This window comes from Caballeronia sp. LZ008, assembly GCF_031451435.1.
GTDB classification, from domain to species: Bacteria; Pseudomonadota; Gammaproteobacteria; order Burkholderiales; family Burkholderiaceae; genus Caballeronia; species Caballeronia zhejiangensis.
On record NZ_JARUXK010000001.1, the window covers coordinates 1,764,824 to 1,778,467 of the forward strand.

At 63.5% G+C, this 13,644-nt stretch carries 12 protein-coding genes; 4 read left to right on the plus strand and 8 right to left on the minus strand.

Annotation, left to right across the window (positions count from 1 at the left end):
* Nucleotides 1-135: 135 nt before the first annotated feature.
* The 5 genes from QCE49_RS08245 to QCE49_RS08265 all read right to left on the minus strand — a co-directional run bounded on the left by QCE49_RS08245 (nt 136) and on the right by QCE49_RS08265 (nt 6,576).
* Nucleotides 136-792, minus strand: coding sequence for a C40 family peptidase (locus QCE49_RS08245; protein ID WP_008341795.1), 657 nt, complete (start codon nt 790-792; stop codon nt 136-138).
* A gap of 147 nt (nt 793-939) precedes the next feature.
* The gene (locus QCE49_RS08250) at nt 940-2,538 is read right to left on the minus strand and encodes an ABC transporter ATP-binding protein (protein WP_250458334.1); all 1,599 of its coding nucleotides are present in this window, start codon (nt 2,536-2,538) and stop codon (nt 940-942) included.
* Nucleotides 2,535-3,656, minus strand: a complete 1,122-nt coding sequence (locus tag QCE49_RS08255) for an ABC transporter permease (protein ID WP_008341799.1) — start codon at nt 3,654-3,656, stop codon at nt 2,535-2,537. The genes QCE49_RS08250 and QCE49_RS08255 overlap by 4 nt, the downstream gene beginning before the upstream one ends.
* A 1-nt stretch (nt 3,657) precedes the next feature.
* A complete protein-coding gene (locus QCE49_RS08260; protein WP_008341800.1) occupies nt 3,658-4,698 on the minus strand; it encodes a microcin C ABC transporter permease YejB in 1,041 nt (346 codons plus the stop codon).
* A gap of 12 nt (nt 4,699-4,710) precedes the next feature.
* Nucleotides 4,711-6,576 carry an extracellular solute-binding protein gene (locus tag QCE49_RS08265; RefSeq protein ID WP_250458335.1) on the minus strand — a complete coding sequence of 622 codons (1,866 nt, stop codon included), beginning with the start codon at nt 6,574-6,576 and terminating at the stop codon, nt 4,711-4,713.
* Nucleotides 6,577-6,816: 240 nt separating this feature from the next.
* Here QCE49_RS08265 and fabI point away from each other — a divergent pair, with 240 nt between their 5' ends.
* Complete coding sequence (fabI, locus tag QCE49_RS08270; protein WP_008341802.1) at nt 6,817-7,614, plus strand: enoyl-ACP reductase FabI; 798 nt, start codon at nt 6,817-6,819, stop codon at nt 7,612-7,614.
* Between the two features lie 84 nt (nt 7,615-7,698).
* Here the strand turns inward: fabI and QCE49_RS08275 are convergent, their stop codons facing one another.
* The 3 genes from QCE49_RS08275 to QCE49_RS08285 all read right to left on the minus strand — a co-directional run bounded on the left by QCE49_RS08275 (nt 7,699) and on the right by QCE49_RS08285 (nt 10,212).
* Complete coding sequence (locus QCE49_RS08275) at nt 7,699-8,094, minus strand: hypothetical protein (RefSeq protein WP_008341803.1); 396 nt, start codon at nt 8,092-8,094, stop codon at nt 7,699-7,701.
* A gap of 265 nt (nt 8,095-8,359) precedes the next feature.
* A complete protein-coding gene (locus tag QCE49_RS08280) occupies nt 8,360-8,710 on the minus strand; it encodes a hypothetical protein (RefSeq protein WP_008341804.1) in 351 nt (116 codons plus the stop codon).
* A gap of 188 nt (nt 8,711-8,898) precedes the next feature.
* Nucleotides 8,899-10,212, minus strand: a complete 1,314-nt coding sequence (locus QCE49_RS08285; RefSeq protein ID WP_244807413.1) for an MFS transporter — start codon at nt 10,210-10,212, stop codon at nt 8,899-8,901.
* Between the two features lie 142 nt (nt 10,213-10,354).
* Here QCE49_RS08285 and QCE49_RS08290 point away from each other — a divergent pair, with 142 nt between their 5' ends.
* From QCE49_RS08290 to QCE49_RS08300, 3 genes are read left to right on the plus strand one after another with little or no spacing between them, the layout of a single operon-like run.
* Nucleotides 10,355-11,128, plus strand: a complete 774-nt coding sequence (locus QCE49_RS08290; protein WP_250458366.1) for a GntR family transcriptional regulator — start codon at nt 10,355-10,357, stop codon at nt 11,126-11,128.
* Nucleotides 11,125-12,786 (plus strand): malonate decarboxylase subunit alpha, encoded by a 1,662-nt coding sequence (gene mdcA / locus QCE49_RS08295; protein ID WP_175982690.1) that lies wholly within the window; start codon nt 11,125-11,127, stop codon nt 12,784-12,786. The genes QCE49_RS08290 and mdcA overlap by 4 nt, the downstream gene beginning before the upstream one ends.
* Entirely contained in the window at nt 12,786-13,643 is an 858-nt protein-coding gene (locus QCE49_RS08300) for a triphosphoribosyl-dephospho-CoA synthase (RefSeq protein ID WP_250458336.1), read from the plus strand. The genes mdcA and QCE49_RS08300 overlap by 1 nt, the downstream gene beginning before the upstream one ends.
* Nucleotide 13,644: the final 1 nt, after the last annotated feature.

Consider the following 13,644-nt stretch of genomic DNA (forward strand, 5'->3'; position numbering starts at 1 on the left):
AGTCTTGAACGACTCTGCTCTTGAGTCGTGCGCTGTACTTGCTCATGAAAAAACACCCCAAATCGTTGAACGGGTGTCCAACTTTTGGGGTGCAGTTCACAAAGGAGGCAGGCTTTTTTCGATGCCGACAGACGATCAGTAACCGCCGATCGACGCGCTCACGCGCTGGCGCAGTTCCGCGCCGTCGCCGACTTGCGCGTTCTCGATGCGACGCGCGCCCTGAAAACGCTTTTCCCAATAGCCGTCTTCCATGTCGTCGACACGGATCGTGCTGCCGGTCGACGGCGAATGCACGAACTTGTTGTCGCCGATATAGATGCCGACGTGGGAGAACGAGCGGCGCATCGTATTAAAGAACACGAGGTCGCCCGGCTTCAGGTCGGAGACGGTCACTTTCTCGCCGACCCGGCTCATTTCCTCGGCGCGGCGCGGCAAGGTCATGCCGAGCGTGTCCTGGAAAACGTAGCGGACAAAGCCGCTGCAATCGAGACCGGAATCCGGCGTGTTGCCGCCCCAGCGATAACGCACGCCGATCATGTTGAGCGCGCCGACGACGACGTCGCCCGCCTTGCTCGCCACGCCCGACAGAAACGACTTCGCGCCGCCCGGATTGCTGGCGGCGTCTGCGCTTGCTGCATCGCTGGATTTGCTAGAGAAAATGCCGTTGTTGGCATTTTGGCTGCTACTGCTGACTTCGTCGGCGAACGCGCCGGAAGTTGTTGTCATCAGAAGGCCGATTAACATGCTCGCGGCGGCGCGCGCACATGTCTGAGTCATCGTTAGTGGCTGCATCGGTCGGTAGGTTTTACAATTAAAAGCTGCTAAATCAGGGAGATACGTGAAAGTTTGGAGGGATACTAGCCATAAAGTATTTAACTGTCAAAAGAAATAGAAAAATTCAATTGAGACGCGCACCCAATTGGCGAAAAAGAAAGATTTTTAGGAAACTAGCGATGCTTTCAGAAGCTTTCTTGTGTATTCGTCAGAAGGGTTCGAAAAAATCTTCTCTACTTCCCCCGACTCCACGACAAAACCATTCCGCATGACCGCGACGCGATGAGCCATCGCGCCGATCACCTGCAGGTCATGGCTAATGAAAACGTAACCAAGATTGTGCTTCTTCTGAATATCGGCCAGAAGCGCAAGCACTTGAGTTTGAATGGAAACATCGAGCGCGCTGGTCGGCTCGTCCAGGATCAGGATGCTCGGTTCGAGCACGAGCGCGCGCGCGATCGCAATGCGCTGGCGCTGCCCGCCGGAGAATTCGTGCGGATAGCGATCGAGCGCCGCGCGCTCCATGCCGACTTCGCGCAGCACGGCGATCACTTTCGCCCGTCGAGCGGCGGCATCGAGTTCCGGTCGATGCAGCGCGAGCCCTTCTCCGACGATGCGCTCCACCGTCTGCCGCGGCGAGAGCGAGCTGAACGGGTCCTGAAACACCACTTGCAAGTTCGAGCGCAGCACGGTTTTTTCGCGTCCGCGAAAATCACCGATTGCGCGCCCCTGGAACTCCACCGCGCCGTTCGAGATGCGCTGCAGGCCGAGTAGCGCCATCGCGAGCGTCGATTTCCCCGACCCCGATTCGCCGACGATGCCGAGCGTCTCGCCCTGGCGCACCGTCAGCGTGACGTCGTCGACGGCCTTGAAGCGGCCGCGCCGGAACCAGCCCGCGAAACCCGGCAGACGCGTCGGGTAATCGACGGACACATCCTTCGCATCGAGCAGCACCGGGGCGATGGGCAGCACCGGCAGCACGCTGCGCTTCGGCTTGCTCTCGATGAGCCGCTTCGTGTACGGATGCTGCGGCGACGCGAAAATGGCCTCCACCGTGCCGCTTTCGACGAGCACGCCCTTCTCCATCACCGCGACGCGCTCGGCGAAGCGCCGCACGAGATTCAGGTCGTGCGTGATGAGCAGCACCGCCATGCCGCGCTTTTCGGCTTCATCGCGCTGAAGTTCGAGCAGCAACTCGACGATCTGCGCGCGGATCGTCACATCGAGCGCGGTGGTCGGCTCGTCGGCGAGCAGAAGCCGCGGCCGGCAGGCGAGCGCCATCGCGATCATCACGCGCTGACGCTGTCCGCCCGAAAGCTGATGCGGATAACTGTCCACGCGCCTTTCCGGCTCGGTGATCCCGGTACGCGCGAGCAGCGCGATTGCGCGTTTTCTCGCCTCGCGCGGGCTCGTGCCGTCGTGCAGGCGGATCGTCTCGCCGATCTGGTCCCCGACCGTGTAGAGCGGATTGAGCGCGGTCATCGGCTCCTGAAAGATCATCGCGATGTCGGAACCGCGCAGACCTCGGATCGCGCGCTCGCTTTTCGACAGCAATTCCTCGCCGTTGAAGCGGATCGATCCGCTCACTTCGGCCTCGTGCACGAGGCGCAACACCGACAGCGCCGTCACGCTCTTGCCCGAGCCCGATTCGCCGACGAGCGCCACACGCTCGCCCGCGCGAATGTCGAGATTGACGCCATCGACCGCGAGCGTGTCGCCGAAGCGCACGCGCAAGTCTTCGATCGAAAGTAGCGGCTCCGTCACTGCCCGCCTCCGGCTTTCACGGCATCGGAAATACGCGTATCGAGCGCGTTGCGCAAGGCGTCGCCCATGAAGGTCAGCAGGAGCAGCGTCGCGACGAGCACGCCGAACGTCGACAGCGAAATCCACCACGCGTCGAGATTGGCCTTGCCCTGCGCGAGCAACTCGCCGAGCGACGGCGTCGGCGACGGCACGCCGAGGCCGAGGAAATCGAGGCTCGTGAGCGCGAGAATCGCTCCGCTCATGCGAAACGGCAGGAACGTGATGACGGGCGTCAGGCTATTGGGCAAGACGTGCCGCCAGATGATCTGCCAGTTCGACAAACCCATCGCGCGCGCGGCGCGGACATAGTCCTGCGTGCGATTGCGCAGAAACTCCGCGCGCACGTAATCCGACAGGCCGATCCATCCGAACAGCGACAGCAGGATGATCAAAAGAATGAGACTCGGCTCGAATATCGACGCGAAGATGATCAGCAGATAAAGCTCCGGCAACGCGCTCCAGATTTCGATCAGGCGTTGCCCGGTGATATCGATCCTGCCGCCGAAGTAGCCCTGCACCGCGCCCGCGACGACACCGAGCACGGTGCCGATCGCCGTCAGCACGAGCGCGAACAGCACCGACACGCGAAAGCCGTAGACGAGGCGCGCGAACACGTCGCGGCCGCGATCGTCGGTGCCGAGCCAGTTCTCGCGCGACGGCGGCGCCGGGTTCGAGCCCTTCGAAAAATAGTTGAGCGTGTCGTAGTAGTAGTGATTCGGCGGATAGATCGCGAAGTTGCCGGGCGCGCTGAAGCGATCGCGCACGAACGGATCGAGATAATCGGCGGGCGTCGGAAAGTCGCCGCCGAAGGTCGTCTCCGCATACGTCTTCACGAGCGGAAAGTAAAAGTGGCCCTGATAGCGCACGACGAGCGGCTTGTCGTTCGACCACAGCGGCCCCGCGAGACTGATGACGAACGCCGCGATGAACACGATCAGGCTCCAGTATCCGAGCCTGTTTCGCTTGAAGCGCAGCCATACGCGCCGTCCTGGCGGCACCGATGCCGCGCCGCGCAGCGGTTGCGCATCGCTGCCGTTGGCACCGCGCCGTGACGATTCCGGTGAAGCGGCTCGATTCAAATCAGCGCTCCAGTTGTTCGAATTGAATGCGTGGATCGACCCAGACGTAACAGAGGTCCGAGATGAGCTTCGTCGCGAGGCCGATCAGCGTGAAGAGATAAAGCGTGCCGAGCACGACCGGATAGTCGCGCCGCACGACGGATTCGTACGAGAGCAGCCCGAGGCCGTCGAGCGAAAAGAGCGTCTCGATCAGCAGGCTGCCCGTAAAGAACGCGCCGATGAACGCCGCCGGAAAACCGACGATCAGCGGCAAGAGCGCGTTGCGGAATACGTGCTTCCACAGCACGCGCCGCTCACTCAAGCCTTTGGCGCGCGCGGTCAGCACATATTGCTTGCGGATTTCGTCGAGGAACGCGTTCTTCGTGAGCATCGTGACGACGGCGAAGCTGCCCACCACCGACGCCACGACCGGCAACGTGATGTGCCACAGATAATCGAGAATCTTGCCGCCGAGCGAGAGCGTCGCCCAGTTGTCGGACGTGAGATTGCGCAGCGGAAACAGTTGCCAGAACGTGCCGCCGCCGAACAGCACGAGCAGCAGCACGCCGAGCACGAAGCCCGGAATCGCAAAGCCGACGAGCACGATGAGACTCGTCGCGACATCGAACTTCGAGCCGTTCTTCACGGCTTTGGCGATGCCGAGCGGCACCGATATCAGATACGTGATGAAGAAGGTCCACAAGCCGATGCTGATCGACACCGGCAGCTTCGACACGATCAGCGACCAGACGCTCTGATGCCTGAAATAACTCTCGCCGAGATCGAAGCGCGCGAACTTGCCGAGCATCAGAAAGTAGCGTTGCAGCGGCGGTTTGTCGAAGCCGTAGAGCTTCTTCAGTTGCTCGACCTGCTGTGCATCGACGCCCGTATGCGTGCGCAGCCCGAAGCCGCCGCCGCCTTCGGACTGTCCGCGCCGCAAGTCGTGCACCGCCTGTTCGACCGGACCGCCCGGCACGAACTGGATCACGACGAACGTGAGCGTCAACACGCCGATGAGCGTCGGGATCATCAAGAGAATGCGTTTAAGGATGTAGCTCCACATGGCGCGTCCTCGTTACTTCGCCGCGTGCGCGGCGGGCCCGGATTTGGCCCACCACGTCGATATGACCCACTCTTCCGCGCCGTAATACAGCGGCAGCGTCGACGGGTACGCCAGCGTATTCCGATACGCCACGCGATGCGTCGCCGAGTACCAGTGCGGCACCACATAGTAGCCGTTCATCAGCACGCGATCGAGCGCGTGCGTCGCGTCCACCAGTTGCTCGCGCGTCTGCGCGGAGATCACTTTCTGCAGGATCGCATCGACGGCCGGCGACTTCACGCCTGCGAGATTGTCGGAGCCCTGCTCGTCCGCGGACTTGCTGCCGAAGCGCGAAACCTGCTCGGTGCCCGGCACCTGCACGTCGGGCATGCGAACGCTCGTCATGTCGAAGTCGAACGCATCGAGACGTTTCTGGATCAACGCGTAATCGACGGTGCGAAAGTTCATCGTGATGCCGAGCTTCTGCAGATTGCGCCCGAACGCGGCCGCGACCGGCTCCATCGACGCGCCGCCGCCGGTGTCGTCGAGAATCTCGAAGACGAACGGCTCGCCCTTCGCGTTGCGCAGCGCGCCGTCGCGATACGTCCAGCCGGCCCGAGCGAGCAATTCGCGCGCCTTGATGAGATTGGCGCGCAGCGAGCCGGGCGGATCGGTGTCCGGCTGACGCGGCATCTCGCCGAACACGGAAGGATCGAGCTGCTTCTTCAGCGGGTTCAATATCGCGAGTTCGCCTTCGCTCGGCAATCCCTTCGCCTGCAGATCCGTGTTGACGAAAAAGCTGTCGATGCGCCTGTACTGATTGAAGAACAGTTGCCGGTTGAGCCACTCGAAATCGAGCGCGAGATCGAGCGCCTGACGCACGCGCACGTCCTTGAAGAGCGGCTTGCGCGTGTTCATGAAGAAGCCCTGCATCCCGGTGCCGTTGTGGTGCGGGAACTCGCGCTTGATGAGCTCGCCGCTGTCGAAGCGTTTGCCGATATCGCGCCGCACCCAACTGCGCGCGACGTACTCGACCAGCACGTCGTACTCGCCCGCCTTGAACGCTTCGAGGCGCGCGGTCGGATCGCCGTAAAGCTTGTAGTCGATGCGCGCGAAATTGAACGTGCCGACACGCACCGGCAGCGCCGCGCCCCAGTAATCCGGATTGCGCCGGTACGAGATCGTGCGGCCGTTGTCGTAACGATCGATCAGATACGGCCCGCTGCCGATGGGCTTCTGGAACGCGATCTTGTCGAACGGAATGCGCGTGCCGTCCGGCTTCATGCCCCACTTGCGCGAAAACACCGGAATGCCGCCCGCGAGCAGCGGCATCTCGCGCGTCGCGATCTTGAACTCGAAGCGGATCGTCTGCGGATCGACGATCACCGCGCGCGCGATCTGCCCGAAGTACACGGAGAACTGCGGCGCGGCAAGCGGACTCTTGAGCGTCTCGAACGAGAACTTCACGTCTTCCGCCGTGACCGGATCGCCGTTGGAAAAGCGCGCTTTCGGATTGATGTGGAAGGTGGTCGACATGCCATCGGGCGCGACGGAAATGTCATCGGCGAGCAGGCCGTAAGCGGTCGATACTTCGTCGGAACTGCCTGTCGTCAGGCTCTCGAACATCAGCGAAAGACCGGGCGCGGGATTGCCGCGCAACGTGAACGGATTGAACTTGTCGAAGCTCGTCAGCCGGTTCGGGTTCGCGAGGACGAGCGTGCCGTCGCGCGGCGCGTCGGGATTCACGTAATCGAAGTGCTTGAAACCGGCCGGGTATTTCGGATCGCCGTATTGCGCGATGGCATGCACCGCGTAAGCCGGACTCGCGAGCCATGCCGCCGATGCGGCCAGCGACCAGGTCAGGACCAAGCGTGAGGCGCTGCATAAACGGATCGTCATGTGCCTCTGGGCGCGATTTGAGTGTGTGACGCGATGGAGTGACCCGGCCGGAAACCCGAAGCGCGAGCCGCGGGAATCTTAAGGCGAGGCATTGCGATGTGAGAGAATTCTACCCAAAATCACGCACCGCTCGGCCTGCGACCCAAGGGTTGTCGACTGGCCGATCGCGCCACGCACGACCCCGCGCGGCATCGGACAACCGGTGCGCGCCGCGACACTGACATCAAAGAAGGAGCATTCATGGGCTTTCTCGCTGGAAAACGAATTCTGCTGACGGGCCTGCTGTCCAACCGCTCGATCGCTTACGGCATCGCCGCGGCCTGCAAGCGCGAAGGCGCGGAACTGGCGTTCACGTATGTCGGCGAGCGCTTCAAGGAGCGCATCACCGAGTTCGCGACCGAGTTCGGCAGCGACATGGTCTATCCGTGCGACGTCGCCGACGACGCGCAAATCGATGCGCTGTTCGCGTCGCTGAAAGAACGCTGGGACTCGCTCGACGGCCTCGTGCACTCCATCGGCTTCGCGCCGCGCGAGGCGATCGCGGGCGATTTCCTCGACGGCATGACGCGCGAGAACTTCCGCGTTGCGCACGACATCTCCGCCTATAGCTTCCCCGCGCTCGCGAAAGCCGCGCTGCCGATGCTGAAAGACGGCTCGTCGCTGCTCACGCTGTCGTATCTCGGCGCCGAGCGCGCGCTGCCGAACTACAACACGATGGGCCTCGCGAAGGCATCGCTCGAGGCGAGCGTGCGTTACATGGCGGCGTCGCAGTCGCTCGGCGCCAAGGGCGTACGCGTCAACGCCATCTCGGCCGGCCCGATCAAGACGCTCGCGGCGAGCGGCATCAAGAGCTTCGGCAAGATTCTGAACTTCGTCGAACAGAATGCGCCGCTCAAGCGCAATGTGACGATCGAGCAAGTGGGCAATGTCGCCGCGTTCCTGCTGTCGGATCTGTCGAGCGGCATGAGCGCGGAAGTCGTCCACGTCGATGCCGGATTCCATGCGGTCGTCGGCGGAATGGGCGGCGACGCGGAATAAGCGCCCGTTCGCAGCTTCAAAACGAAGCGCCGCTCACTTCAGGTGAGCGGCGCTTTTTATTTGCCGCGATGACCGCGCCCTGCCTCAACGATAGCCGTGCGGGCCGCCATGTCCGTTGCCGTGCCCGTTGCCATGTCCGTAACCGTGCCCCGGCGGCGGACCATGCGGGCGCGGCGGAGGCGGCGGACGGCCGTGCCCGTAATGACGATAGTAGTCGTTGCGGCTCCAATAGCGTCGGCCGTCCCAGTACCGGCTGCCATGCCAGCCGATGACGACCGGCGGCGCGTACATCGGCGCGGGCTGGTAGACGACGGGCGGCGGAGGCGGTGCATAGACCGGCGTCGGCGCGACGTAGACCGGCGCCGGAATGCCGATATTCACGCCGACATGAACATCCGCCGCGCGCGCGATGCCCGTCGCGCTCAGCGCCGCCATGGTCAGCACACCGGCCACGATTCGTCCCGAGAACTTCTTTTTCATATGCAACCGGACCTCGCTTTGTACTTGTTCGCTTGCGCTCAAATATAACGAAAACCTTTCGACGCAATATTTCAGCTTTGTAAGTTATTGCCTGCTCGCGCTTTACGTCTGGAGAAACCTTACCTTTTGTTACATCGCGCGGGTGAGAATTCGCGGCGTTGTTGTTTTACTGGGAATTCGCCCTTCCACGTTCAAGCGGCAAGAAAAAAGCCACCCGTGACGAACGAGTGGCTTTCGGCGACGGACGCCGGGCGGCGCGGGACGATCAACGCCAGCCGTTGTGACGGCCGTGGTCATGGCCGTCGTGATCGTGGCCGCGGCCATGATCGTAGTGGCGATAGTAATCGTCGCGATCCCAGTAGCGACGGCCATCCCAGTAACGATCGCCATGCCAGCCGACCACGATGGCCGGCTGCACGTAGACCGGCGCCGGAGGCGGCGCGTACACGACGGGCGGCGGAGGCGGCGCATAGACCGGCTCGGGCGCGACGTACACGGGCGCGGGCACCCCGATGTTCACGCCCACGGACACACCCGCATTGGCCGCGCCGGACACCATCAGACCGCCGAACATCACGGCGCCAGCCAGCACGGAAGCCTTCGATACCTTGTTCATGTAAAGCCCCACCCCGATGGGTTGTTTGTTGTGTTGACCGGACTATATCGGACGGATGCCGCATCGAGTGTTCGACTTCGTAACCTGCTATTACCGAGGAAAAACTTACGAAAAGTAAGCTCGTGCAGATGAAAAAACGGCGGCCCTCGCATCGCGAAGATCGCCGTTCGTGAGAGGCGCAGCGAAGATCAGTTCGGCAGTTCCTGGCCTTTCGTTTCCGGCGCGAGCGGGATCACCGCGAGACCGATGAGGAACGCAATCGCGGTAATGGCAATCGGCACGCCGAGCGTCTTCATGTTGAGCACCATCGCGCCGATGCCGAAGTTCACGATCGCGCCGAAGAAGCGCCCGACCGACGTGCAGAACGCGAAGGCCGTCGCACGCACGCGGGTTTCGAACTGCTCGGGCAGCCACAGCGAGAAGAGCGCGAAGTTGCCGCCGAAAAAGCCCAGCACGACGAGCAGCGCGATGAACGGCACCAGCCCGTTCGGCAGATAGAACGCCCAGCCGAACGCGAGCGCGATCGACGCTGCCATGCCGACGAAATACACCGCGAGCGTCTTTCTGCGGCCGATCTTTTCGGCCATCGGCGGCAGCGCGAGACAGCCGACGATCGTGCCGATCGAAAGCAGCCCCGTCGCGATCGACGCCATGCGCGCGGCATCGTGCTTGTCCATGCCCGCCTTCGTCGCGAGCTGAACGACCGCCGACGGTTCATACACCGCGCCCGCCCACAAGCCGATGATCGCCACCGTCAGCAGCACGGCCGCGACGATCGTCCGCTTGCGATATTGCGCATTGAAGATCGCCTTCAGCGAACTCTCGTGCTTGACGTGCGGATGAGCGGTTTCGGCGCGTTCCCACTTGTCGGTTTCCTTCACGCGCAGGAGCACCATGATCGACACGACGACCGGAAACAGGCCGACGAGAAACATCGCGCGCCAGCCGAACGTCGCGCCGATCGTGTAATTGAGCGCGGCGGCGAGGAAGAAGCCCGCGTAGTAGCCGGTCTGCAGATAACCCGCGCCCATCTTCCGGCGGTCTTCCGGCCAGGCTTCCGCGACATACGTGCCCGCGAGCGCCCATTCACCGCCGATCCCCACGCCCGCGCAAAACCGATAGAAGCCGAGCTCCCACACGTTATGCGCGGTCGCCGCGAGGCCGGTGAAGATCGCGAACGTGAAGATGGTCGCCGCGAGCACTTTCGTGCGTCCGAAACGGTCGGCGAGCGGTCCCCAGATGAACGACAGTCCCCATCCGACGAGAAAGAGCGCGAAGAGAATCGAGCCCGCAAGCCCGATGTTCGCCGGCGTCGCCGCATAGCCCGAACGCGGCAGCAATTCGGTGAGCGCCGGCGCGAGCACGAGCGCGTAGATGAACGAATCCATTCCGTCGAGCGTCCAGCCGGCCCACGCACCCCAGAAACCGGTGATCTGCGACCGGTTGAGCGGTGTCTTCGTGGCGCGCGTGGCGCTTATCTGTCGATCCAGCGTGCTGGGCATGGCCATGTCTCCAAAGGAATTAGCGACGCGCCGGTTAAAAATGTTTGTTATGGCGTCTAGGGAAAGCACCGAAGTACGGTGTGCATTTTTATATATAATATTTGAACATCGACACACGACAAGTCCGCACTTTCACCTAGCCATGCCGACAGATCTCTCAGCCGGATCGACTCCGGCCTCATTTCGCGACGCGCAGTTCGAACCGCGCCAGAGCACGTCGCGCTTCATCGCGGATGCGCTGCGCGCCGCCATCGTCGATGGCTCGCTGTTGCCGGGCGAGCCGCTGCGGCAGGACGCGATCGCCCGGCAGTTTTCGGTCAGCGCCATTCCGGTGCGAGAAGCGTTCCGCCAGCTCGAAAGCGAAGGCTGGGTGACAATCGAGCCGAATCGCGGCGCGGCCGTCAGTCTGCAATCGGCCGACGAGGCGCGCGAGATCTACGAGATTCGCGCATCGCTCGAAAGTCTCGCGATCGGCATTGCGATCGCGCATCACACGCCCGAAACGCTTGCCGACGCAAAACGCCTGCTCGAAGCCGCCGAGAACGAGCCCGATCCGACGCTCTACGTCGTGCGCAACGAGCAGTTCCACATGGCGCTCTACGGGCCCGCCGACCGTCCTCGGCTGATGGAGCTGATCGGCCAGATGCATCGGCGCGGCGAACGCTATTTGCGGCTGAAGCTCGGTCTGCCGATCCACAAGGATTCATCCGATGCCGAGCACCGCGCGATCTTCGATGCCCTCGCCGCGCGCGATATCGAACAGGCGCAGACGCTCGTCGCGCGCCATCTGCTCGCGACGGGCGACCTGCTCTACCGCTTTCTCGCCGATGCCCAGGCGCTCGCGCACTCGAGCCACGTCAAGAAGAAGAAACGCCGCGCATCTTCCCGATCGAATTCCGTCAAGGCTGACCAATGAACGACGTCATCGCTAAAACCCGCAACTGGAACACGCGCGCGCAGGAAAAAGCGCGGCGTCTTAAGCTGATCGAGCCGTGGATGAACGGCTCCGTGCTCGATGCCGCGCACATCGTCGATGCGTTGAGTGCGCTCATCGTCACCGGCGACCGTGTCGCGCTCGAAGGCAACAATCAGAAGCAGGCGGACTTTCTCTCGCGCGCATTCGCGAAGCTCGATCCGGACCGCGTGCACGACATCCATCTGCTGATCTCGAGCATCAGCCGTCCCGAGCATCTCGCGCTCTTCGAGCAAGGCATCGCGCACAAGGTCGATTTCGCGTTCGCCGGGCCGCAAAGCCTGCGCGTCGCGCAACTGCTCGAAGACGGCATGCTGGAGATCGGCGCGATCTATACGTACATCGAACTGTATGCGCGCATGTTCATCGACTTGACGCCGCAGGTCGCGCTCGTGTGCGCGGTGCAGGCGGACCGGCACGGCAATCTGTACACGGGCGCCAACACCGAGGACACGCCGACGATCGTCGAAGCCACCGCGTTCCGGCATGGCATCGTGGTCGCGCAGGTGAACGAAATCGTCGACGAACTGCCGCGCGTCGATATTCCCGGCTCGTGGGTCGATGTCGTCGTCGAGGCCGATCGTCCGTTCGCCGTGGAGCCGCTTTTCACGCGCGATCCGCGTCACATCGGCGAATTGCAGATTCTCATGGCGATGATGACGATCCGCGGCATCTACGAGCGCTATGGCGTCAAGGCGCTCAATCACGGCATCGGCTTCGATACGGCCGCGATCGAACTGCTGTTGCCGACATACGGCGAGAAGCTCGGCCTCAAAGGAAAGATCTGCACGAACTGGGCGCTCAATCCGCATCCGACGCTGATTCCCGCGATCGAATCCGGCTGGGTGGACAGCGTGCATTGCTTCGGCAGCGAAGTCGGCATGGAGGACTACATCGCGGCGCGCTCCGATGTGTTCTTCACCGGCCGCGACGGCAGCCTGCGCTCGAATCGCGTGTTCTGCCAGCTCGCGGGGCAATACGGTGTCGATCTCTTCATCGGCTCGACCTTGCAGATGGACGCCGACGCGAATTCGTCGACGGTCACGCTCGGGCGGCTCGCGGGCTTCGGCGGCGCGCCGAACATGGGACACGATCCGCGCGGCCGGCGTCATTCGAGCGAAGCGTGGCTGAAGCTCCTGAAGGACGACGGCCCGAATCCGAAGATCGCGCGCGGGCACAAGCTCGTCGTGCAGACGGCCGAGACGTACAAGAAAGGCGGCGAGCCGACCATCGTCGATGCGCTCGACGCGATTGCCGTCGGCGAGAAAAGCGGCATGCCGATCGCGCCCGTGATGATCTACGGCGACGATGTCACGCACGTCGTGACGGAAGAAGGCATCGCGTATCTGCACGCGGCCGAAGGCGTCGACGAGCGCCGCGCCGCGCTCGCGGCGGTCGCGGGCGTGACGCCGATCGGCATGCGCGCCGATCCCGCGAAGACGGCGGAATTGAGACGGCGCGGCATCGTCGCGTATCCGGAAGATCTGGGCGTGCGGCGCGGCGAAGCCAAGCGCTCGCTGCTCGCGGCGCGCAGCATCGACGATCTCGTCGCGTGGTCGGGCGGCTTGTACGCGCCGCCCGCGCGCTTCCGGAGCTGGTGATGAAGCCGGCTCTTCGCGATCTTGCGCGCGCGGTCGCGTCGCCGTCGCTCATCGCGCAATGCGCCGTCGATGCGCTGATCGCCGAGGCGCGCCTCACGCCGAAGCCCGCGCTCGTCGATGAACGCGGCAGCGGCGCGCATCGCGATCTCGATCTGGACACGATGCTGCGTTCCGCTCGCGCCCTGCATCCGACGTTTCTCGCGATCGCGCGCGCGGCGTCGCACGCGGAGCCGTCGCAGATCTTGCGCGAGCAACTGGCGCGCATCGGCCGCGAAGGCGAATCCGCGATGGTGCGCGCAACCGATGGCAGCAACGCGCATCGCGGCGCGATCTGGATCATCGGTTTGCTGTGCGCGGGCGCGTCGATGCACGCGCCCGACGACAGCGGCGCGATCTGCTTCTCGGCGGCGAAGATCGCCCGTTTCGACGATCGCTACGCGCCGCTAACGGCAACGAAGAGCCACGGTGCGCGCGTCAGCGAACGCTATCGCGTGGCGGGCGCACGCGGCGAAGCGCGCGATGGTTTTCCTCACGCGCGGCTCGTCGGCCTGCCCGCGCTGGACGCCGCGCGCGCAAGCGGACTCGCCGAATCCGACGCGCGGCTCGATGCGCTCGTCGCGATCATCGCGTCGCTCGACGATACGTGTCTTCTGCATCGCGGCGGAATGCCCGCGCTCGAAGCAGCGCATCGCGGCGCGCGCGATGTGATCGCTTGCGGCGGAGCGGCGAGCGTCGCGGGCCGTCGCGCGCTCGAGGCGCTTCACGAAGAACTGATGAAGCTGAACGCATCGCCCGGCGGCGCGGCCGACCTGCTCGCGGCGACACTCTTTCTCGACAGTCTCAGGCGCTTGCCCTGAA